Here is a 21,847-nt window from a genome sequence, read left to right as displayed (position 1 = left end):
CAACGCGAGGAAAACGATGCCGCCCGACCCTCGCGGCCGTGTGACCATCGACGTCCGTGCGGTCCTCCTACTCCGACGTCCTGCGCCTGCCCGGCGTGCTGCGCCTGTTCCTCGTCGCCCTCGTCGCGCGCGTCCCCCACGCCATGAGCGGGGTCGTGCTCACCCTCCACGTCGTCACGGCCCTGGACGAGGGCTACGCGCGCGCCGGCGTCGTCGCGGCGTCCATGACCGTCGGCGTCGCGGTCGGCGCACCGTGGCGCGGCCGGCTGGTCGACCGGCTGGGCCTGCGCCGGGCGCTGCTGCCCTCGGTGCTCGTGGAGTCGGCGGTGTGGCTCGCCGCCCCGCACCTGTCGTTCACCCCGCTCGTCGCCGTCGTGTTCGTCGGCGGGGTGTTCCTCGTGCCGGTGTTCTCGGTCGTGCGGCAGTCGCTCGCCGTCCTCGTCCCGCCCGCGCAGCAGAAGGCCGCGTACGCCCTCGACTCGGTGTTCACCGAGCTGACGTTCATGCTCGGCCCGGTGGTCGGCACGCTGCTGGCCGTGCAGGGTTCGACCGTCCTCGCCCTCACGGTCGTCGGCGTCGCGACGGTGGGTGCCGGGGTGCTCCTGCTGTGGGCCGACCCGCCCACCCGCAGCGCACCCGGGACGGCGCAGCCGCCGGCCGGCGGCGCGGCGCGGGTGCTGACGCCGCAGCTCGTCGTCGTCCTGCTCGCCGCCGTCGCGGCCGCGTTCGTGCTCGTCGGCACGGACGTGTCGCTCGTCGCGGCGCTCAACGACACCGGACGCGCGGCGGACGTCGGCTGGATGGTCGCGCTGTGGGCGGGCGGCTCGGTCGTCGGCGGCCTGCTGCACGGCACGAGCGCGCGTCAGCCGTCGCCGCTCCTGCTCGTCGCGCTCCTCGGGCTCGCGACGGTCCCCGCCGCGTTCGTGCCCGGCCCGGTCGCGCTCGCGGTGGCCGTGTTCGTGGCGGGCCTGCCGTGCGCGCCCGCGCTGGCGTCGATCAACGCCACGCTCGTGCGCCTCGTGCCCGAGCACCGTCGCGGCGAGGTCATGGGGTGGAGCGGCACGATGCAGACCGTCGGCAACGCCCTCGGGGCGCCGCTGTGCGGCTGGACGATCGACCGCGCGGGTGCCGGCGCCGGTTTCCTCACGGCCGCCACGGTCGGCGGCGGGGTCGCGCTCGTGGGCCTCGCGGTGACCGCCCTCGTCCGCCGACGCCGGGCGTCGGCGGACGCACCGGGTGCCGCCGGGGGACCGGGGGAGCCGGGGGCGGCGGCCGCCGCGCCCGTGCCGTCAGGAGACGGGGCCGGTGAACTTCTCGCCGGGCCCCTCGCCGGGGGCGTCGGGGAAGGGCGAGGCCTCGCGGAAGGCCAGCTGGAGGGACCGCAGCCCGTCGCGCAGGGAGCGGGCGTGCTGGTTGCCGATGTCCGGGGCGGACGCGGTGACGAGGGCGGCGAGGGCGGTGATGAGCTTGCGGGCCTCGTCGAGGTCCCGGTGCGCTGACCCCGGTCCGTCCGGACCGTCCTCGGCGAGCCCGCACTTGACGGCCGCGGCGCTCATGAGGTGCACCGCGGCGGTCGTGATGACCTCGACCGCCGCCACGTCCGCGATGTCGCGCACGGCCTCGGCGGTGCGCTGGTCCTGCTCGGTGGGCTCGCTCATGCTCCCGATCCTCTCACCGCGGCGGGCCCCGGCCGTCGCGCCGAGGCACGACGGCCCCGTCCCGCGCGAGGGGGCGGGACGGGGCCGTCGTGGTGGCCGTGGGGGGCCGGCCGGCTGACCGGCGCCGACGCGGGGGCCGTCGGCGCCGGTGGTGCCGGTCGAGGGGCGACCGGCACGTCCGCGGTGCCCGTCAGGCGACGGGCACGCTCACGGTGCCGGGCTCGCCGGTCTCGACCGGCGCACCGACCGCAGCGAGGGACTCGCGCAGGGCGGCGCCGAGGCCCGCGTCCACGTTCGTCCAGTACTGCACGGCTCGGGCGCGGATGTCGTCGTTCTTCACGGCGCCGACGTGCCCGGTGATCGTCTCGAGGAAGCGGGCGCGCGCCGCGTCGTCGAAGACCTCGCGGTAGAGCGTGCCCGCCTGGCCCCAGTCGTCGTCCTGCGGGTGCAGGGTGGCGGCGGCGCGCACCATCTCGCCGTCCGACTCCCAGCCGCCCGTCTCACCGGCACGCGCCGGGTCGGCCGCCGGGCCGCCGAACGAGTTCGGCGCGTAGACCGGACGGTCGGCCGACGGGAACGTGTAGCGGCCCTGGCCGTCCTTCGAGTACGAGTGCACCTCGGACTTCGGCGCGTTCACCGGCAGCTGCGCGTGGTTCGTGCCGACCCGGTACCGGTGCGCGTCCGCGTAGGAGAAGATCCGCGCGAGCAGCATCTTGTCCGGGCTCGGGCCGATGCCCGGGACGAAGTTGCTGGGCGCGAACGTCGCCTGCTCGATCTGCGCGAAGTAGTTCTCCGGGTTGCGGTTGAGCTCCATCACGCCGACCTCGATCAGCGGGTAGTCCGCGTGCGGCCACACCTTGGTGAGGTCGAACGGGTTGAAGCGGTACGTCTTCGCGTCCTCGTACGGCATGACCTGGACGCTCATCGTCCAGCGCGGGAACTCGCCGTCCTGGATGTGCTCGTACAGGTCCCGGATGTGGTGGTCCGCGTCGGAGCCGGCCAGCTGCGCGGCCTCGTCGGCCGTGAGGTTGTCGATGCCCTGCTGCGTCTTGAAGTGGTACTTGACCCAGAAGCGCTCGCCGGCGGCGTTGACCCACTGGTAGGTGTGCGAGCCGAAGCCGTCCATCGTGCGCCACGACCGCGGCAGGCCGCGGTCGCCCATGAGCCACGTGACCTGGTGCGCCGACTCCGGCGAGAGGGTCCAGAAGTCCCACTGCATGTCGTTGTCGCGCAGGTTGGAGCCCGGCAGGCGCTTCTGCGAGCGGATGAAGTCGGGGAACTTGATGCCGTCGCGCAGGAAGAACACCGGGGTGTTGTTGCCGACGAGGTCGTAGTTGCCCTCGGAGGTGTAGAACTTCAGCGCGAACCCGCGGGGGTCGCGCCACGTGTCGGGGGAGCCGTTCTCGCCCGCCACGGAGGAGAAGCGCGCGAGCATCTCGGTCGCGGCGCCCGGCTGGAACACGGCGGCACGCGTGTAGGCCGACACGTCGTTGGTCACCGTGAACGTGCCGAACGCGCCGCCGCCCTTGGCGTGCACCACGCGCTCGGGGACGCGCTCGCGGTTGAACTGCGCGAGCTTCTCGACGAGGTAGTGGTCGTGCAGGACGATCGGGCCGTCGGCGCCGACGCTCAGGGCGTGGGCGTCCGAGGCGACCGGGGCGCCCGAGTTCGTGGTGGTGGGGGGCACGTGGGACAAGCGGGTTCCTCTCCTCGGCCCGGGCGCGGCCCGGGGTGCAGCGACCCGCCGCGCGCGGCGGCGGGGGTCAGGGGCGGCAGGGGCGTCAGCCGGCCTGCCGGCAGGTGGGGCACAGGCCCCAGAACGTGACCTCGGCGCTCTCGACGGCGAAGCCGGACGTGGAGCTCGGCACGAGGCACGGGGCGTGCCCGACGACGCAGTCCACGTCGTCGACGGCGCCGCAGCCGCGGCACACGACGTGGTGGTGGTTGTCGCCGACGCGGCGCTCGTAGCGCGCGGGGTGGCCGGCGGGCTCGATCCGCCGCAGCAGGCCGGCGCCGGTGAGGGCGTGCAGGACGTCGTACACGGCCTGCACCGACACCGAGGGCAGCGTGGCCCGCACGTGCCCCAGCACCTCGTCCGCGTCGAGGTGGCCGCGGCCGCTCAGCGCGTCGAGGACCGCGAGGCGGGGCGCGGTGACGCGCAGGCCCCGCTCGCGCAGCAGGTCGGTGTCGGGCATGGCGCCACTCCAGCATGTTTTCTGGAATGGTTCAAGTATCGGCGCGCCGGTGTCGCGACCGTGCCCTGGCCCCCTTCGGCCGCGCGAGCGGTGGTGGTACAGTGGTCGGTGACTGATCCGCGCTGTCGCGCGCCCTCGTCCCGCCGCACGGCCGCCCCTCACGGGGAGTCCGTGCCGGAGTCGGAGGCGGGCGACGGAGCGGGTGCACAAGTGGAGTCCTTCCCACCTGGGTCCCGACCGTTCGGCCGAGCCGACGACAGGGGCCGGGTCCAGTCCTCAGGTCGACGGGCAGATCCGTCGGCCTGATCGGTGGTCGCCGTGCGTACCACCGTCCGGACGTGGCCTCCGCCTGTGCCCAGGGCGGGGGCCTTCCTCGTTCCTGGGGTCCACCACGACGAACCCGAGGAGCACCACATCAGCGAGCCCCGCATCAACGATCGGATCCGCGTCGCCGAGGTCCGACTCGTCGGACCCAACGGCGAGCAGGTCGGCATCGTGCGCCTGGAGGACGCGCTGCGTCTGGCCCAGGACGCGGACCTCGACCTGGTCGAGGTCGCGCCCACGGCACGTCCGCCCGTGTGCAAGATCATGGACTTCGGCAAGTTCAAGTACGAGGCCGACATGAAGGCGCGTGAGGCCCGGCGGAACCAGGCCAACACCGTCCTCAAGGAGATCCGCTTCCGGCTCAAGATCGACCCGCACGACTACGGCACGAAGAAGGGCCACGTCGAGCGGTTCCTCAAGGCCGGCGACAAGGTCAAGGTCATGATCATGTTCCGCGGTCGCGAGCAGTCGCGCCCGGAGATGGGCGTGCGCCTGCTGCAGCGGCTCGCCGCCGACGTCGCCGAGCTCGGCTTCATCGAGAGCATGCCGAAGCAGGACGGCCGCAACATGATCATGGTGCTGGGGCCGACCAAGAAGAAGGCGGACCAGCAGAAGGAGCAGCGGCGCGCCGCCGCGCAGCAGCGCGACGAGCAGCCGGAGCAGATGACCGACGAGGCTGCCGACGCCCCGGAGACCGCCGCGCCCGCACCGGCAGCCGCCGCACCGGCGCCCGCAGCACCGACAGCCCCGGCGCCCGCAGCACCGGCAGCCCCGGCCCCGGCGCGCACGGCTCCGGCCGAGACGGCCCAGGCCCCGGCGGAGCCGCCCGCGCCGGCGCCCGCCGAGCGTCCCGCCCCGTCGCGTGCCGCTGCGGCTCCCGCCCGCCCGGCCGCCGCGCCCGCGCGTCCGGCCGCGGCTCCTGCCGCCGCCCCGGCGCGTCCCGCGGCCGCCGCCCCGCGTCCGCAGACCCCGCGACCGCCGGCCCCCCGGCCCGCGGCACCGCGTCCGGCCGCGCCCCGTGCGCAGGCGCCGACCCCGTCGGCCGCCCGTCCGGCACCGCGTCCCGGCGCGGCGCCGAAGCCCGCCCCGCGGCCCGGTCCGCGCGGCGGCGCGTCGGGCGACGACGCCAGCTGACCCGGGCACGTCCGCCAGGACGGCCTGCACGACCCCGAGTCGCACGACCGTGCGATGCGAACGACAAGGAGAGACGGCAGCCATGCCGAAGAACAAGACGCACTCCGGTGCCAAGAAGCGGTTCCGGGTCACCGGCACCGGCAAGGTCATGCGCGAGCAGGCCGGCGGCCGCCACCTGCTGGAGCACAAGTCGAGCCGTCGCACCCGCCGCATCGCCGGTGACGTCGTCGTCTCGCCCGCCGACACCCCGAAGATCAAGAAGCTGCTCGGTCGCTGACCCCAGCGGCGCCCACGAGGCGCCGCGGGGAGCGACGGGCCCCGGACCCGAAGCAAGGAGCATCACGTGGCACGCGTGAAGCGGGCGGTCAACGCCCAGAAGAAGCGCCGCTCGACCCTCGAGAAGGCCAGCGGCTACCGCGGTCAGCGGTCGCGCCTGTACCGCAAGGCGAAGGAGCAGGTCACCCACTCCCTCGTCTACGCCTACCGCGACCGCAAGGCGCGCAAGGGCGACTTCCGCAAGCTGTGGATCCAGCGCATCAACGCGGCGTCGCGCGAGAACGGCCTGACCTACAACCGCCTCATCCAGGGCCTCAAGGCCGCGGGTGTCGAGGTGGACCGTCGCGTGCTCGCCGACCTGGCCGTCAACGACGCCGCGGCGTTCGCCGCGCTCGTGCAGGTCGCCAAGGACGCCCTCCCCGAGGACGTCAACGCTCCGGCCGCCGCCTGAGCCGACGCACCGCTCGCACCGCCCCCGTCGTCCTCGTGACGGCGGGGGCGGTCTGCGTTCACGGGGCCGGCCGTGTGCGCCCGGACGCCCGTGCGGACGGGAGAATGGCCGGGTGCGCGACGAGATCATGACCAACCCCCGGGCCGACCGGGTCAAGCACGTGCGGTCCCTCGCCCAGCGGTCGGTGCGGCGGCGCACGGGGACGTTCCTCGTCGAGGGCCCGCAGTCCGTGCGCGAGGTCGTCGCGGAGACGCCCGGCCGCGTCCGCGAGCTCTACGCCGGTCCCGACGCCGGCGAGCGGTACGCGGACGTGGTGGCGGCCGCCGAGGCCGCGGGCATCCGCGTCCGCGCCGGCAGCGCCGAGGTCCTCGACGCGATGAGCCCCGACGCGCAGCAGCTCCTCGCGGTCGTCGACGCCGCGCAGCCGGACCGCGCCGAGGTGCTCGCCCGGGGGCCGCGGCTGGTCGCCGTGCTGTCGCAGGTCCGCGACCCGGGGAACGCCGGGACGGTGGTGCGTGCGGCGGACGCCGCCGGCGCCGACGCCGTGGTGCTCACCGGCGCGAGCGTCGACCTGCACAACCCGAAGGTGGTGCGGTCCACCGCCGGGTCGCTGTTCCACCTGCCCGTCGCGACGGGCGGCGAGCTCGTCGACGTCGTCGCGGACCTGCGTGCCGCCGGGCTCGCCGTGCTGGCCGCGGACGGGCGGGGCGAGCACGACCTGGACGACCTGCTCGACGTCGCCGGCCGCGCCCCGGCGGGCGTGCCGGACCTGGCGGCACCGACCGCCTGGGTGTTCGGCAACGAGGCGTGGGGCATGAGCGAGGCGGACCGGGCGCTCGCCGACGCGGTCGTGCGCGTGCCGATCCGCGGCCGCGCGGAGTCGCTCAACCTCGCGACCGCCGCAGCGGTGTGCCTGTTCGCGTCGGCACGGGCCCAGCGGCGCTGACGGCGTCGCGGCGACCGGGTCCGCAGCACCTGGCAGGCTGGCGCCATGCGACTGTTCGCCGCGGTCTGGCCCCCGGCCGACGTCCTCGACCACCTCGACCTCGCCCTCGCCGCCGTCCGCCCGCGCGGGGGTCCGGAGGAGCCGGTGCGGTGGACGGCCCGGGACGCCTGGCACCTCACGGCGGCGTTCTACGGCTCGGTGCCCGACGCGCTGGCCGACGACCTGGCGGCCGACCTGGACGCCCTCGCGGCGGCGGCGTCGCCGTTCGAGCTCGCGCTGCGCGGGGCGGGGGTCTTCTCCCACCGCACCCTGTGGGTGGGCGTCGGCGGTGACGTCGACGCGATGGTGCGGCTGTGCGCGGGCGCACGCGCGGTGGGCGACGCGCTCGGTGCCCGGCCCGACGACCGGCCGCGCAACCGCCCGCACCTGACCATCGGGCGGGCGCGCCCCGGGTCCCGGCCGCCGCGACGCCGGGGATCGCCGCACGGGGGCCGGGGCCCGGGAGGCCGTCCGGGAGGTAGCGGCGAGCCGGACCCCGTGGACGCCCTCGCGCAGGCGCTGGCCGTCTACGACGGTCCGCCCTGGTGGGTGGGGTCGCTCACGCTCGTCGAGTCGCGCCCGGGCGAGGGGCGCGGCGGAGGGCCGCTGTACCGGACGGTGGGGGAGTACGCGCTGCGCGGGTGACCGCGGGGAAAGGACGTGCGCGCCGGTGGGCGGGCGTGCAGCATGGACCTCGTGCCCGCAGCCCCCGCACGCGCCGACGAGCGTCCGACCGCCCTGGGCGGCCGTCGATTTCCGTGGCCCGTCCCCGGGCGCGCCGCCGAGCTGCCGAGCGGCTGAGCCGCGACGAGGGTGCCGGACGACGCGCGCAGGCGCGGACGCCGCCCCCGGCCCCGGGACGGGCGCCACTAGACTGCCCGACCGGTCGACCCGTGCCCTGCGGCGCAGGCGACCGCCGGCCGCCCCCGCCCCGCGCGGGCGGCGACCGCCCGGAACCGTCCTGGAAGGTCCTGATGACCGACGACACACCCCTGTCCCCGCTCGACGCCGACGGCGTGGCCGCGGCGGTCGACGCCGCGCTCGCCGACGTCGCGGCCGCCGCCGACCTCGACGCCCTCAAGGCGGCGCGGCTCGCGCACACCGGGGAGCACAGCGCACTCGCGCGCGCGAACCGGGCCATCGGCGGCCTGCCGGGCCAGGACAAGGCCGCGGCCGGCAAGCTCGTGGGCCAGGCCCGCGGCCGGCTCAACGCGGCGATCGCTGCCCGCACCGTCGAGCTGGAGGCGGAGCGCGACGCCCGCGTCCTCGTCGAGGAGGCCGTCGACGTCACGCTGCCCGTCGACCGGCACCCGTCCGGCGCCCGCCACCCGCTCACCACGCTGTCGGAGCGCATCGCGGACGTCTTCGTCGCCATGGGCTGGGAGATCGCGGAGGGCCCCGAGCTCGAGGCGGAGTGGTTCAACTTCGACGCGCTGAACTTCGGCGTCGACCACCCCGCGCGGCAGATGCAGGACACGTTCTTCGTCGCGCCGCAGGACCCGGACGTGCCCGCGGACGCCTCGGGCCTGGTGCTGCGCACGCACACCTCGCCCGTGCAGGCGCGCACGCTGCTCGAGCGGGGGGTGCCGGTGTACATCGCGTGCCCCGGCAAGGTGTTCCGCACCGACGCGCTCGACGCGACGCACACCCCGGTGTTCCACCAGGTCGAGGGCCTCGCGATCGACGAGGGCCTGACGATGGCCCACCTCAAGGGCACGCTCGACCACTTCGCGCGGGCGATGTTCGGCCCGGACGCCCGCACGCGCCTGCGCCCGTCGTTCTTCCCGTTCACGGAGCCGAGCGCGGAGATGGACCTGTGGTTCCCCCAGAAGAAGGGCGGGCCCGGCTGGATCGAGTGGGGAGGGTGCGGGATGGTCAACCCGAACGTGCTGCGCGCGTGCGGCGTCGACCCGGAGCGGTACTCCGGCTTCGCGTTCGGCATGGGCATCGAGCGCACGCTGATGCTGCGCCACGGCATCGCGGACATGCGCGACATGGTCGAGGGCGACGTCCGCTTCTCCACGCAGTTCCGGGCGGTGGTCTGAGATGCCGCGCATCCCGCTGGGGTGGCTCGCCGAGCACGTCGCGCTGCCCGCCGGTCTCACGGCCGAGCAGCTCGCCGCGGACCTCGTCCGCGTCGGGCTCGAGGAGGAGGCGGTCCACACGTCGGGCGTCACGGGGCCCGTCGTCGTGGGGCAGGTCGTCGACCTGACGCCCGAGCCGCAGAGGAACGGCAAGACGATCAACTGGTGCCACGTCGACGTCGGCGCGCACAACGACCTCGACGACGCGGGGGAGCCGACGGTGCCGCGGGGCATCGTGTGCGGTGCGCACAACTTCGCCGCGGGGGACCGCGTCGTCGTCGCGCTGCCGGGTGCGGTGCTGCCCGGGCCGTTCCCGATCTCGGCGCGCAAGACCTACGGGCACGTGTCCGACGGCATGATCTGCTCCGCCCGCGAGCTGGGGCTGGGCGAGGACCACGAGGGCATCATCGTGCTCGAGCGCCTGGGCTACGGCCCGGACGTCACGGCGCCGGGCACCGACGCGCTCGCCCTGCTCGGGCTGGGCGAGGAGGTCCTCGAGATCAACGTGACGCCGGACCGCGGCTACTGCTTCTCCATGCGGGGCGTCGCCCGCGAGTACGGGCACTCGACGGGTGCGACCTTCACCGACCCGGGCCTGCCGACCGAGGCGGACCTCGCCGACCGGCCCGCCGGCTTCGCGGTCGAGGTGGACGACGAGCGGCCCGTGCACGGCGTGCCGGGCGCGGACCGGTTCGTCGCGCAGGTCGTGCGGGGCGTCGCCGCGGACGGCCCGTCGCCGGCGTGGATGCAGCAGCGCCTGACGAAGGCCGGCATGCGGCCGATCAGCCTCGCGGTCGACGTCACGAACTACGTGATGCTCGACCTCGGGCAGCCGATGCACGCCTACGACCTCGCCACCCTCGCGGCGCCCGTCGTCGTGCGACGTGCGCAGCCGGGCGAGCGCCTGACGACCCTCGACGGCGTCGACCGGGCGCTCGACCCCGAGGACCTCCTGGTCACCGACTCCGCGGGTGGCCGCGGGGCACGGGTGCTCGGTATCGCCGGCGTCATGGGCGGCGCCGAGACCGAGGTCGGCCCGGGGACAACCGACCTGCTGCTCGAGGCCGCGCACTTCGACTCGGTCTCGGTGGCGCGCTCGTCGCGGCGGCACCGGCTGTCGTCCGAGGCGTCCAAGCGGTTCGAGCGCGGCGTGGACCCGCGGCTCGCGCGCGTGGCGGTCGCGCGGGCCGCGGCCCTGCTCGTCGAGCACGGCGGCGGCACGGTCGACGAGGCGCTGACGGTCGTCGACACGACCACGCCGCCGGCGCCCGTCGCGTTCGACCCGACGCAGCCCGCACGGCTCGTCGGCGTGCCCTACACGGCCGACGAGGTGCGCGAGACGCTGACCGCGATCGGCTGCGAGGTCGACGCCGACGGCGCGGCGTGGACCGTGCACGTGCCGACGTGGCGGCCGGACCTGCAGACCGGGGTCGACCTGGTCGAGGAGGTCGCCCGTCTGCGCGGCTACGACGCGATCCCGTCCGTCGTCCCGCCGGCGCCCGCGGGGCGAGGGCTCACGCCCCGCCAGCGCGCGCGCCGCGCCGTCGCCGACGCGCTCGCCGCGGCCGGGCTCGTCGAGGTGCTGAGCTACCCGTTCGTCGGCCAGGCCCAGGTCGACGCGCTGGGCCTGCCCGAGGACGACCCGCGGCGACGCGCCGTGCGGCTCGTCAACCCGCTGGCGGACTCCGAGCCGCTCATGCGCACCGACCTGCTCGTCACGCTGCTCGACACGGCCCGGCGGAACGTGAGCCGCGGCACGGGCGACCTCGGCGTGTTCGAGGTGGGTCTCGTGACCCTGCCGGAGGCCGGTGCGGGCGTCGCGCCGCGTCTGCCCGGCGGGGTGCGTCCCTCGGACGAGGACCTCGCCGCCATCGACGCGGCCGTCCCGCCGCAGCCGCGGCACGTCGCCGCGGCGATCGCGGGGCACGTCGAGCCCGCCGGGTGGTGGGGCGGCGGCCGGCGGGCCGACCACACGGACGCGATCGCGCTCGCGCGGCGCGTCGGTGAGGTCGTGGGCGTCGAGCTCGTCGCCTCGGCCGACACGGCGCGGGCGCCGTTCCACCCGGGCCGGTGCGCGCGGCTGAGCACGCCCTCGGGCGCGGTGGTCGGGCACGCGGGTGAGCTGCACCCGCACGTCGTCGCGGCGCTCGACCTGCCCGCGCGCACGGTCGCGTTCGAGCTCGACCTCGACGCGGTCCTCGCGGCGGCGCCGGCGGAGCCCGTGGAGGCCCGGCCGGTGTCGACGTTCCCCGTCGCCAAGGAGGACGTCGCGCTCGTCGTGGACGCATCGGTGCCGGCGGCGGACGTGCTCGCGGCGGTGCGCGCCGGGGCGGCGCAGAGCCCGGCCGGCGACGTGCTCGAGGACGTGCACCTGTTCGACGTCTACACCGGCGACCAGGTGGGCGAGGGACGCAAGTCGCTCGCGTTTGCGCTGCGCCTGCGGGCGGCGGACCGGACGCTCACGGCGGACGAGACGGCGGCGGTGCGCGAGGCGGTCGTCGCGGAGGCGCACGCCCGCGTGGGGGCGCACCTGCGCGCCTGACGGCGGGCGACCGCGCGCGACGACGGCGGCGGCCGGGGACCATCCCCGGCCGCCGCCGTCGTGCGTCCGGGTTCGGTGCGGGCCCGGGAACCGGACCCATGGGACGAGTTCACCGAATGGTTACTGTCGGGTAGTTGCGGCGGACCGGACCAACCACGCAGGGTGGACCCGGCCGCCACGAGCGGCCGTTTCGCTGCGCAGCGTCGCGCAGCACCCCCGCAGCGGCGTCGCCGCCGCCCCGCACCACCCATGCACGACCCGCAGCACCCAGTGCCCCGACGAAGGAGACTCGCGTGCACGCACGAGGACGGACGACCACCGGGGCGCTGACCGCGCTCGGGCTCATGCTCACCGGTGGCGTCGTCACGGCAGGGGCGGCCCAGGCCGCCGTCTCACCGGACGCCCCGGTGGTCATCTCGGAGGTCTACGGGGGCGGCGGCAACAGTGGCGCCACCCTGAGGCAGGACTTCGTCGAGCTCTACAACCCGGGCGACGCGCCCGTCGACGTGTCGGGGTGGGCGGTGCAGTACGCGTCCGCCACGGGCTCCACCTGGCAGGTCACGCCGCTGACCGGTGCGAGCGTGCCCGCGGGTGGGCACCTGCTGGTCGGGCAGGCGCACGGCAGCGGCGGCAGCGTCGACATCACCCCCGACGTCGTCGGGACGACCGCGATGGGCGGCACGGCCGGGAAGGTCGCGCTGACGTCCTCCGCGCAGGCGCTCACGTGCGCCGGCGGGTGCGCGGACGTCCCCGCCGTCGTCGACCTCGTGGGGTACGGCGCGAACGCGTCGTCGTTCGCGGGCTCCGCGCCCGCGCCGGGCACGTCGAACGCCACGTCGGCGTCGCGCGACGCCGCGGGCACGAACACGGCCGACAACGCCGCCGACTTCACGGTCGGCGCACCGACGCCGACGGCGTCCGGCGCGGTCCCGACGCCGACGCCGACGCCGACGCCGACGCCCACGCCGTCGGCCCCGGCCGAGCGCACGATCGCGGAGATCCAGGGCACCGGCCCTGCCTCGCCGCTCGTCGGCAGCCGGGTGACGACCACGGGCGTCGTCACGGCCGCCTACCCGACCGGCGGGTTCCGCGGGTACGTCCTGCAGACGCCGGGCACCGGCGGCGGTGCGGCCGACGACCGGACCGCGTCGGACGCGATCTTCGTGTACTCCCAGGCGACCGTCGGGGCGGTGGAGGTCGGTCAGCACCTGCGCGTCACGGGGGAGGTCGCCGAGTTCAACGGGCTGACGCAGCTCACCGTCGGCGCCGCCGGGGACGTCACCGTGCTCGACGCCGCGCCGGCACCCGAGCCCGTCACGGGCGCCTGGCCGCGCGACGACGCGACGCGCGAGGCGCTCGAGTCGATGCTCTTCCTGCCCACCGGCGACCTCACGGTCTCCAACACCTACACCACGAACCAGTACGGCGAGGTGGGCCTGGCGACGGGGACGACCCCGCTCCTGCAGCCCACCGAGGTCGCGGCGCCCGGCTCGCCGGAGGCCGCCGCGGTCGCGGCCGACAACGCCGCGCGGCGCGTGACGCTCGACGACGGTGCCACGACGAACTTCCTCGGCAGCAACGGCGACGAGCTGACGCCGCCGTACGTGTCCACGCAGAACCCGGTGCGCGTCGGTGCGGCCGTGCAGTTCGTCGAGCCGGTCGTCGTCGACTACCGGAACAACGCGTGGAAGCTCAACCCGACGGCGCCGCTGACGGGCGACGGCACGCCGCCGGCGACGTTCGAGGACGACCGTCCGGCGGCGCCCGACGCCGTCGGCGGGGACGTGTCCGTCGCGTCGTTCAACGTGCTCAACTACTTCACGACGCTGGGCGCGCAGACGCCGTCCTGCCAGGCGTACACCACGCCCGGCGGCGAGCCCGTCACGGTCGACGAGGGCTGCGACCCGCGCGGGGCGTGGGACCCGGACGACCTGGCGCGCCAGCAGGAGAAGATCGTCGCGGCGATCAACGGCCTGGACGCGGACGTCGTCGGCCTGCTCGAGATCGAGAACTCGGCGCGCGTCGACGGCGTGGCGGACGAGGCGCTCGCCACGCTGGTCGAGGCGCTCAACGCGGCCGCCGGCGAGGAGCGCTGGGCGTTCGTGCCGTCGTCCGACGAGCTGCCGGACCCGTCCGGCCAGGACGTCATCACGAACGCGCTCATCTACCAGCCCGCGGCGGTCGAGCGGACGGGGGAGGCCCGCGCGCTGGGCGACCAGAGCGACGCCGGCGAGGCGTTCCAGAACGCCCGCGAGCCGATCGCGCAGGCGTTCACGCCCCTGGGCGGCGGTGAGCCGGTGCTCGTCGTGGTGAACCACTTCAAGTCGAAGGGCTCCGCGGGTCCGTGGCCGGGCGACCGCGACGCGGGCGACGGGCAGGGCGCGTCCAACGAGTCGCGCGTGCGCCAGGCCACGGCGCTGCGCGACTGGGTGCCGACCGTGCAGGGTGACGCCGAGGCGGTCGCGCTGGTCGGCGACTTCAACGCGTACACGCAGGAGGACCCGCTGCACGTCCTCTACGACGCGGGCTACGTCGACGCCGTCAGCACGCTGGCGCCGGGGCAGTGGAGCTACTCGTTCCAGGGCCTGTCCGGCTCGCTCGACCACGTCCTGCTCAACGAGGCCGCCGCGGCCCGTGCGACGGGCGCGGACGTCTGGGAGATCAACGCGGGCGAGTCCATCGCGCTCGAGTACAGCCGCTACGGCTACCACGCCACGACGTACCACGACCCCGGGCCGTACCGGTCGTCGGACCACGACCCGGTGGTCGTCGGGCTGACCGCCGGCACCGACAACACGGGGCCCGTCGACCTGACGTTCCTCAACCTCAACGACTTCCACGGGCGCATCGACGCCAACACCGTGAAGGTCGCGGGGACGGTCGAGCAGCAGCGTGCCGCGGCGGAGGCCGCGGGTGGCGCGGCGGCGTTCCTGTCCGCGGGCGACAACATCGGCGCGTCGCTGTTCGCGTCGTCGGTGCAGCGCGACCAGCCGACGATCGACGTCCTGAACGCGCTCGACCTCGCGGCGTCGGCCGTGGGCAACCACGAGTTCGACGGCGGGTACGACGACCTGGTCGACCGCGTGATCGCGGGCGGCGAGAACGCCGAGTTCCCCTACCTCGGCGCGAACGTCTACGAGGCGGGCACCACCACCCCGGCGCTCGACGAGTACGCGCTGCTCGACATGGCCGGCGTCACGGTCGGCGTCATCGGCGCCGTCACGCAGGAGACGCCGACGCTCGTCAGCCCGGGCGGCGTGGCGTCCCTCGAGTTCGGCGACCCGGTCGAGGCCGTCAACCGCGTCGCGGCGCAGCTGACCGACGGTGACGAGTCGAACGGCGAGGCCGACGTGCTGGTCGCCGAGTACCACGAGGGTGCCGGGGCCGGCACCCCGGACGGGTCGACGCTCGAGGAGGAGGTCGCCGCCGGCGGCGCCTTCGCCGAGATCGTCACGGGGACGTCCGCCGCGGTGGACGCCATCTTCACCGGCCACACGCACAAGCAGTACGCGTGGCAGGCGCCCGTCCCGGGCGAGGACGGCACGCGCCCGGTCCTGCAGACGGGCTCCTACGGCGAGTTCCTCGGCAAGGTCGTCCTGACGTACGACCGCGAGTCGGGCGAGGTGACGGCCTCCAGCGCGGAGAACGTCGCGCGCACGACGACGGCCGACGCGGAGCTCGTCGCGGCCTACCCCCGCGTGGCCGAGGTGCAGCGGGTCGTCGACGCGGCGCTCGCGCACGCGGCCGAGGTCGGCAACCAGCCGGTCGGGTCGGTGACGGCGGACATCACGACCGCCTACGCCGGGGGCTCGTACGTGGACGGCCGGTACGTCGGCCCCGGCCCGCTGCCGAGCACCGGCCGCGACGACCGCAGCCGCGAGTCCACGCTCGGCAACCTCGTGGCCGACGCGCTGCTCGACACGCTCGACGCCCCCGAGCGGGGCGGCGCCCAGATCGGCGTCGTGAACCCGGGCGGCCTGCGCAACGAGCTCTTCCACGCCCCGGACGGCACGATCACGTACGCCGAGGCCAACGCGGTGCTGCCGTTCGTCAACAACCTCTGGACGACCACGCTCACGGGCGCCCAGGTGAGGACGATGCTCGAGCAGCAGTGGCAGACGGACGAGGACGGCAACGTCCCGAGCCGGCCGTACCTGCAGCTCGGCCTGTCGGACAACGTGTCGTACACCTACGACGCGTCGCGTCCCCACGGCGAGCGCATCACCTCGGTGACGGTCGACGGCGCGCCGCTCGACCCGGAGGCCGAGTACCGCATCGGCACGTTCTCGTTCCTCGCGCAGGGCGGCGACAACTTCCGCGTCTTCGCCGAGGGCCAGGACACCGCGGACTCCGGTCTCGTGGACCGCGACGCGTGGATCGCCTACCTGCAGGCCAACCCCGGCCTCTCGCCGGACTTCCGCGAGCGGGCGGTCGGCGTGCCGGCGCTCGCCCCGGTGCAGGCCGGTGCCGAGCTGACGTTCCCCGTGACGGGGCTCAACCTCACGAGCCTCGGCGCGCCGGACAACACCTCGCTCGAGGTGCGCATCGACGACGTGGCGCTCGGCACGGCCACGCTCACGCGCGGCACGGGCCCCGACGCGTCCGGCACGGTGACCGTCACGGTGCCCGCCGGCACCGAGCCGGGAGCCCGGACGCTCACGCTCGTGGCGCAGCCGAGCGGCACGACGGTGACGGTGCCGCTCACGGTCGAGGCGGCGCCCGCGCCGGCCGTCGCGAGCCGCACGACGCTCACGGTGATCGGCTCGCCGGTCTCGTGGCTGCCGTCGGTCTGGGCGTCCACCGTGGCGCTCGAGAACCGGCGCCTGCCGTCCGGCACGGTCGAGCTGCGCGAGGGCGACCGCGTCGTGGCGCGCTCGCGGGTCGTGCTCGGCGTCGCGGGCGGTCTGGTGCCGAACCTCGGGCGCGGCACGCACCGCCTGACCGCGGTGTTCGTGCCGAGCGACCCCGACGCGGTCGAGGGCAGCACGAGCCGCGTGGTCACCGTCCGGCGGTGAGCGTGCGCCGCTGAGGCGGTAGCAGGACGGCTCGACCCGGAGGGGCGGACGCACGGCGTCCGCCCCTCCGGCGTGCCGGCCGCGTGCAGGCCGGCGTCCCCCCGCCGCCGCGGACCGGGTGAGAAGACGCCGGGACGAACCGACCCTCTTGTGAGGAACCGGGCGGGTGCCGCACCGTGGAGCGGTCACCGGGCGGTGCCGCGCCACCCGCCGCGCCGACGGCACCGAGCGCCGCCGACGACGGCGGTGCCACGAGCGGCAGGGGGCCGGCATGCACGTGTCGAGAGCCGTCGTCGGAGCGGTCGTCGCGGCGGGCCTGCCGCTCGTCGCGGGCGTCGTCCCGCCCGCCGCGGGCGATGCCACGGCGGGGTGGATCACCGGCCCGCTCACGCGGGCGTACGCCGAGGACGACCCGGTCCCGGCGCCCCCGGGTCCGGGCGACGTCACGGACGAGTCGACGCTCGGCAACGGTCTCGCGCAGGCGCTCCGGTTCGCCGGCGGCGGCTCCGACAGCACCCCGGTGGTGGGCATGGCGGTCCCGACCGCGCTCCGCGGGGACCTCCTGTTCGACCGCCGGCCCGACGACCCCCTCGACGACTTCGGGCGTCCGCTCGCTCGGGTGACGCAGGCCGAGCTGGACGCGGTCCTGCCGTCGCCCGAGCCGGTGTGGACGGTGTCGCTGACCGGGGCCCAGCTGACCACGGTGCTGGAGCAGCAGTGGCAGGGCGACGACACGGACCCCACGGCGATGGACGGCCCCTCGGTGCACCTGGGCCTGTCGGACAACATCCGGTACAGCTACGACCCGTCGCGGGTCCGCGGCGACCGCATCACGTCGGTCCGCGTGAACGGCGCGCCCCTCGACCGCACGACGACCTACCGCGTGGCCGGCCCTGCCTCGCTGATCCAGGGCGGGCACGGGTTCACCGCCCTCGCGGAGGGCGCCGACGTCACGGTCTCGGAGCGCTTCACCGACCGCTCCGCCCTCGACATGGTCCTCGGCTGGCGGGCGTCGCCCGACTTCACCGAACGCGCGATCGGCGTCCTGGACCTGCCCGGGGCCGTCCAGCCCGAGGGCGTCCTCGCGTTCCGCCTCACGGGCCTGACCCTGCCGAGCCTCGACGCGCCGCGGTCGACCGCACTCGAGGTCGCGATCGGCGGCACGACGCTCACCACCTGGTACCCGGTGGGCGACGTGCGCCCCGACGACGTGGTCGAGGTGCGCCTCGACGTGCCCGCCGGGCTGCCGAGCGGCCCCACGACGCTGGCGATCCTCGTCTGGACGAGTGGCGCCTCGGACGTCCACCTGCCCGTCACCGTGGATGCCGGCCGCCAGGTGACGGGGACCGAGGTGCGGGTCCCCGTGCGCGAGCAGGTCCACGGCGACCTCGACCCGCTCGTCCGGGTGGAGGTGACGGTCGCGCCGCCGACGGCCCCGGGACCGGTCGAGATCGTCGTGGACGGCGCCGTCGTGGCGTCCCTCCCGCTCCGGGACGGACGTGCGCTGTGGCAGCTCGACCCGTCGACGTCGGCGGGGACGTACGAGGTCGTGGCGCGCTACCCGGGCGGTCCCGCCTTCACGCCGTCGGCGTCCGAGCCGGTACGGGTGACGGTCCGGCCCGTCGCCACCGCGACGACGCTCAGCGTCAAGCGGTCGACCGTCTCCTGGCTGCCCTCGGTGTGGGCGTCCGACGTCCGCCTCCACACCGGTGCGCAGCCCGTGGGGTACGTCGAGCTGCGGGAGGGCACGCGCCTGCTCACGCGCGCGCGGGTCGTGCGCGGCCTCGCGCTCGGCACGGTCCCGAACCTGTCCCCCGGGGCACACCGCCTGACCGCCGTCTTCGTGCCCGACGCCCGGTCGAGCGTGCTGGAGAGCCGGAGCGCGACGGTGACGTACCGGCGGTAGCGCGCCCCGCCGTGCCGGACGCGCCCCCGACCGGGCCGAAGCGCGCGGTTCCGGACGCCCGCCCTGGTCCGCGACGCGGACGAACGGGACGAACGCGCCCCGGACGGCGCTACGGTGGGCCACGACACGGGGTGCCCCGCACTGGGCGGGGCTGAGATCACACCCGTCGAACCTGATCTCGTTAGCACGAGCGAAGGGATGTCGACATGACGTCTGCCGTTCCCACGTCCACCGAGCGCACCGGCGCTCCCGTCCCCGGGGACGGCCTCGCCGCCGCGTCCGCCGCGGCGCTCGAGGCGCTGCGCACCCGGGTGCCGCTCGTCCAGTGCCTGACGAACGAGGTGACGACCAACCTCGTCGCCAACACCCTCCTGGCGGTCGGTGCGTCACCCGCGATGGCGTCGGCGCCCGGGGAGGCCGAGGAGCTCGCCGGGGTCGCGGCGGCCGTGCTCGTCAACCTCGGCACGCTGGGCCCCGACCAGCGCGCGGCCGTCGAGCCCACCGTCGCGGTCGCGTCCGGCGCCGGCACCCCCTGGGTGCTCGATCCCGTCGCCGTCGGGGTGCTGTCCGTGCGCACACGCCTGGCGGGCCGGCTGCTGACCGAGCGGCCCGCGGTCGTGCGCGGGAACGCGAGCGAGGTGCGCGCGCTCGCGGGCCTCGCGACCGCGGCGCGGGGCGTCGACGCGCGCGACGGCGTCGACGACGCGGCCGCCGCCGCCGACGCGGTCGCGCGTTCGACGGGCGGAGCCGTCGCGGTCTCGGGTCCGGTCGACCTGGTGACCGACGGCGGCGCGCACGTGCGGCTCGCCGTCGGCGACCCGCTGCTCACCACGATCACGGGAGCCGGCTGCGCGCTCGGCGGCCTGACCGCCGCCTTCGCCGCCGTCACCGACCCGTTCACCGCCGCCGCCGCCGCGACGACGGCGCTCGGGCTGGCCGCCGAGCGGGCCGCACGCGTCGCGCACGGCCCCGGCTCGTTCCCCCCGGCGCTCCTCGACGCGCTGCACGCGCTGACGCCGGAGGACCTCGCCGAGCGCGTCGCCTCCGCCGGCCGGGTGGGGGTGCCGGCATGACGCGCCTGCCCGCCGGGCCGTACCTCGTCCTCGACGCGGACGTCTGCGCCGCCGCCGGGCACGCGCCGGCCGCGGTCGCGTCCGCGGCCGTGCGCGCCGGCGTCGGCACCGTGCAGGTGCGGGCCAAGCGCGCGGACGTGCGCACCCAGGTCGCCCTGACGGTCGCCGTGGCGGACGCGCTGCGGGACGCACCGCCCGCCGTGCTGCTGGTCGACGACCGCGTCGACGTCGCGCTCGCGGCCCGCGCCCGCGGCGCCCGCGTCGACGGCGTGCACGTCGGCCGCCAGGACCTCGAGGTGCGGGACGTGCGTGCCCTGCTGGGGCCGGACGGCGTGGTGGGCGTGTCGGTGTCGCACCCCGGCCGGCTCGCCGACGCGGCCGGTGCGGACTACGTCGGCAGCGGCCCCGTCCGGCTCACGTCCACGAAGCCCGAGGCCGGCCCCGCGCTCGGCACCGACGGCGTCCGCGCGGTCGCGTCGGCGACGCCGCTGCCGGTCGTCGCCATCGGCGGCCTGACCGCGCAGGACGTGCCGGCCCTGCGCGCCGCGGGGGCGCACGCCGTCGCCGTGGTGAGCGCGGTCTGCGCCGCCCCCGACCCGTCCCGGGCGGCGGCCGCCCTCGTCGAGGCCTGGGCCCGGACGTCGCTCGCGGCGGTGCCGCGATGAGCGCCCCCACGCGCGTGCGCGTGCTGTCGGTCGCCGGCACGGACCCGACGGGTGGCGCGGGCATCCACGCGGACCTCAAGTCGTTCGGCGCCCACGGGGCGTACGGCATGGCGGTCGTGACGGCGCTGGTCGCGCAGAACACGCACGGGGTGCGCGCGGTGCACGTCCCGGACGTGGACTTCCTGCGCGCACAGCTCGACGCGGTGAGCGACGACGTCACGGTCGACGCGGTGAAGATCGGCATGCTCGGCACGCGCGCCGTGGCCGACGAGGTCGCCGCGTGGCTCGTGCGCGCGCGCCCGCCGGTCGTCGTGCTCGACCCGGTCATGGTCGCGACCAGCGGGGACCGGCTCCTGGACCACGACGCCGAGGACGCCGTCCGCCGCCTCGTCCCGCACGCCCACCTCGTCACCCCGAACCTGCCGGAGCTCGGCGTGCTGCTGGGGGAGCCGACGGCCCGCACCTGGCGCGACGCCGTGGACCAGGCCCGCAGGCTGGCGCAGGGCAGCGGCGTCACGGTGCTGCTCAAGGGCGGGCACCTCGACGGCGACGCGAGCCCCGACGCGGTCGTCGACGCGACGACCGTCGTCGAGCTCGACGCCGTGCGGGTGGCGACGTCGTCGACGCACGGGACCGGCTGCTCGCTCTCGGCCGCCGTCGCCGCGCTGCGGCCACGACGCCCCGACTGGGTGAGCGCGGTCCGGGAGGCGAAGGCGTGGCTCACGGGCGCGATCGCGGCGGGGGAGGCGCTCGCCGTGGGGTCCGGGCGAGGCCCGGTCGACCACCTCCACCACGCCCCGACCCTCGGCGCGCGCCCGTTCGGCGACGAGGCGTGGGACGCCGTCGCGGACCTGCGGGCCGCGTGCGACGAGCTGCCGTTCGTCCGCGCGCTCGCGGACGGCACCCTGCCGACGGAGGCGTTCGAGGCCTACCTGCACCAGGACGCGCTCTACCTGGCCGCGTACTCGCGGGTCCTGGCGCGGGCGAGCGAGCTCGCGCCCGACGGTGCGGCGCAGGCCTTCTGGGCGCGCGGGGCGAGCCGGTGCCTGGACGTCGAGGCGCAGCTGCACCGGGACCGCCTCCGGCGCACGGGCCGGGTGTGGGACGGGCCGGCGTCGGCGGTGACGACGGCGTACACCGACCACCTGCTCGCGGTCGGGGCGCGCGGCTCGTACGCGGAGCTCACCGCCGCGGTGCTGCCCTGCTACTGGCTGTACGCGGACATCGGCGCGCGCATCCTCGCGCGCGCCGGTGACCTGTCCGCGCACCCGTACGGCGACTGGGTCGGCACGTACGGGGACCCGGCGTTCGCCGCCGCGGCCGACGAGGCGCGCCTGCTGTGCGACGCGGCGGCCCGCGAGGTGGGGGCGGCGACGCGGTCGCGCATGCTCGCGGCGTTCGTCCGCTCGTGCGAGCACGAGGTCGCGTTCTTCGACCAGGTCGACCTGGCGGCCCCGGCCCCCGCCGCGCTCGCTGCCGCGGGGCGCGGCCGCTGACCCCGCCGCACCGGCGGCCCCTCAGGGGGCGGGGCCGCCGGTG

Annotated in this window: 15 protein-coding genes, 1 pseudogene and 1 riboswitch; of the genes and pseudogenes, 13 read left to right on the top strand and 3 right to left on the bottom strand. The window is 76.2% G+C overall.

Annotated features, from left to right (window positions below; translation table 11 throughout):
- Positions 1-143: 143 nt before the first annotated feature.
- A pseudogene (locus FB586_RS15765) lies at positions 144-1,187 on the top strand (MFS transporter); the annotation flags it as partial.
- Positions 1,188-1,289: 102 nt separating this feature from the next.
- Here FB586_RS15765 and FB586_RS19835 read toward each other — a convergent pair.
- From FB586_RS19835 to FB586_RS15750, 3 genes are all read right to left on the bottom strand, one after another.
- The gene (locus tag FB586_RS19835; RefSeq protein WP_136520309.1) at positions 1,290-1,658 is read right to left on the bottom strand and encodes a DUF1844 domain-containing protein; all 369 of its coding nucleotides are present in this window, start codon (positions 1,656-1,658) and stop codon (positions 1,290-1,292) included.
- A gap of 190 nt (positions 1,659-1,848) precedes the next feature.
- The gene (locus FB586_RS15755; protein ID WP_136520308.1) at positions 1,849-3,354 is read right to left on the bottom strand and encodes a catalase; all 1,506 of its coding nucleotides are present in this window, start codon (positions 3,352-3,354) and stop codon (positions 1,849-1,851) included.
- Positions 3,355-3,439: 85 nt separating this feature from the next.
- Positions 3,440-3,853, bottom strand: a complete 414-nt coding sequence (locus FB586_RS15750; protein ID WP_136520307.1) for a Fur family transcriptional regulator — start codon at positions 3,851-3,853, stop codon at positions 3,440-3,442.
- Positions 3,854-4,204: 351 nt separating this feature from the next.
- Between FB586_RS15750 and infC the strand changes: the two genes are divergently transcribed.
- The 12 genes from infC (at position 4,205) to thiD (ending at position 21,804) form a co-directional block, all read left to right on the top strand.
- Entirely contained in the window at positions 4,205-5,311 is a 1,107-nt protein-coding gene (gene infC / locus FB586_RS15745) for a translation initiation factor IF-3 (RefSeq protein WP_136520306.1), read from the top strand.
- 82 nt (positions 5,312-5,393) lie between these two features.
- Positions 5,394-5,588, top strand: coding sequence for a 50S ribosomal protein L35 (rpmI, locus tag FB586_RS15740; RefSeq protein WP_046528208.1), 195 nt, complete (start codon positions 5,394-5,396; stop codon positions 5,586-5,588).
- A 66-nt stretch (positions 5,589-5,654) separates the two neighbouring features.
- A complete protein-coding gene (gene rplT, locus FB586_RS15735) occupies positions 5,655-6,038 on the top strand; it encodes a 50S ribosomal protein L20 (RefSeq protein WP_136520305.1) in 384 nt (127 codons plus the stop codon).
- 127 nt (positions 6,039-6,165) lie between these two features.
- On the top strand, positions 6,166-6,984 hold the full coding sequence (locus FB586_RS15730; RefSeq protein ID WP_136520767.1) for a TrmH family RNA methyltransferase: 819 nt from the start codon (positions 6,166-6,168) through the stop codon (positions 6,982-6,984).
- A 45-nt stretch (positions 6,985-7,029) separates the two neighbouring features.
- Positions 7,030-7,668, top strand: coding sequence for an RNA 2',3'-cyclic phosphodiesterase (gene thpR, locus FB586_RS15725; RefSeq protein ID WP_136520304.1), 639 nt, complete (start codon positions 7,030-7,032; stop codon positions 7,666-7,668).
- Positions 7,669-7,997: 329 nt separating this feature from the next.
- Entirely contained in the window at positions 7,998-9,068 is a 1,071-nt protein-coding gene (gene pheS, locus FB586_RS15720; RefSeq protein ID WP_136520303.1) for a phenylalanine--tRNA ligase subunit alpha, read from the top strand.
- 1 nt (position 9,069) lies between these two features.
- Entirely contained in the window at positions 9,070-11,649 is a 2,580-nt protein-coding gene (pheT, locus tag FB586_RS15715; RefSeq protein ID WP_136520302.1) for a phenylalanine--tRNA ligase subunit beta, read from the top strand.
- Between the two features lie 344 nt (positions 11,650-11,993).
- A complete protein-coding gene (locus FB586_RS15710; protein WP_136520766.1) occupies positions 11,994-16,664 on the top strand; it encodes an ExeM/NucH family extracellular endonuclease in 4,671 nt (1,556 codons plus the stop codon).
- A 271-nt stretch (positions 16,665-16,935) separates the two neighbouring features.
- On the top strand, positions 16,936-18,570 hold the full coding sequence (locus tag FB586_RS15705; protein ID WP_136520301.1) for a 5'-nucleotidase C-terminal domain-containing protein: 1,635 nt from the start codon (positions 16,936-16,938) through the stop codon (positions 18,568-18,570).
- Positions 18,571-18,687: 117 nt separating this feature from the next.
- Positions 18,688-18,786, top strand: a riboswitch (TPP riboswitch).
- Entirely contained in the window at positions 18,777-19,643 is an 867-nt protein-coding gene (gene thiM / locus FB586_RS15700) for a hydroxyethylthiazole kinase (RefSeq protein ID WP_136520300.1), read from the top strand. (Overlaps the previous riboswitch by 10 nt.)
- Positions 19,640-20,308 (top strand): thiamine phosphate synthase, encoded by a 669-nt coding sequence (thiE, locus tag FB586_RS15695; RefSeq protein WP_136520299.1) that lies wholly within the window; start codon positions 19,640-19,642, stop codon positions 20,306-20,308. The genes thiM and thiE overlap by 4 nt, the downstream gene beginning before the upstream one ends.
- Positions 20,305-21,804 (top strand): bifunctional hydroxymethylpyrimidine kinase/phosphomethylpyrimidine kinase, encoded by a 1,500-nt coding sequence (thiD, locus tag FB586_RS15690; RefSeq protein WP_136520298.1) that lies wholly within the window; start codon positions 20,305-20,307, stop codon positions 21,802-21,804. The genes thiE and thiD overlap by 4 nt, the downstream gene beginning before the upstream one ends.
- Positions 21,805-21,847 lie beyond the last annotated feature (43 nt).

The sequence above is a fragment of the Cellulomonas telluris genome, assembly GCF_004886325.1.
Lineage (GTDB): Bacteria > Actinomycetota > Actinomycetes > Actinomycetales > Cellulomonadaceae > Cellulomonas > Cellulomonas telluris.
This window is presented reverse-complemented; position numbering and strand designations above follow the sequence as displayed.

Bases quoted from the DNA above. Each gene is read 5' to 3' on its own strand.
- thiM (WP_136520300.1), top strand. From the start codon at position 18,777: ATGACGTCTGCCGTTCCCACGTCCACCGAGCGCACCGGCGCTCCCGTC.
- pheS (WP_136520303.1), top strand. From the start codon at position 7,998: ATGACCGACGACACACCCCTGTCCCCGCTCGACGCCGACGGCGTGGCC.
- FB586_RS15750 (WP_136520307.1), bottom strand. From the start codon at position 3,853: ATGCCCGACACCGACCTGCTGCGCGAGCGGGGCCTGCGCGTCACCGCG.
- FB586_RS19835 (WP_136520309.1), bottom strand. From the start codon at position 1,658: ATGAGCGAGCCCACCGAGCAGGACCAGCGCACCGCCGAGGCCGTGCGC.
- FB586_RS15730 (WP_136520767.1), top strand. From the start codon at position 6,166: ATGACCAACCCCCGGGCCGACCGGGTCAAGCACGTGCGGTCCCTCGCC.
- rpmI (WP_046528208.1), top strand. From the start codon at position 5,394: ATGCCGAAGAACAAGACGCACTCCGGTGCCAAGAAGCGGTTCCGGGTC.
- FB586_RS15705 (WP_136520301.1), top strand. From the start codon at position 16,936: ATGCACGTGTCGAGAGCCGTCGTCGGAGCGGTCGTCGCGGCGGGCCTG.
- thiE (WP_136520299.1), top strand. From the start codon at position 19,640: ATGACGCGCCTGCCCGCCGGGCCGTACCTCGTCCTCGACGCGGACGTC.
- FB586_RS15710 (WP_136520766.1), top strand. From the start codon at position 11,994: ATGCTCACCGGTGGCGTCGTCACGGCAGGGGCGGCCCAGGCCGCCGTC.
- thiD (WP_136520298.1), top strand. From the start codon at position 20,305: ATGAGCGCCCCCACGCGCGTGCGCGTGCTGTCGGTCGCCGGCACGGAC.
- pheT (WP_136520302.1), top strand. From the start codon at position 9,070: ATGCCGCGCATCCCGCTGGGGTGGCTCGCCGAGCACGTCGCGCTGCCC.
- thpR (WP_136520304.1), top strand. From the start codon at position 7,030: ATGCGACTGTTCGCCGCGGTCTGGCCCCCGGCCGACGTCCTCGACCAC.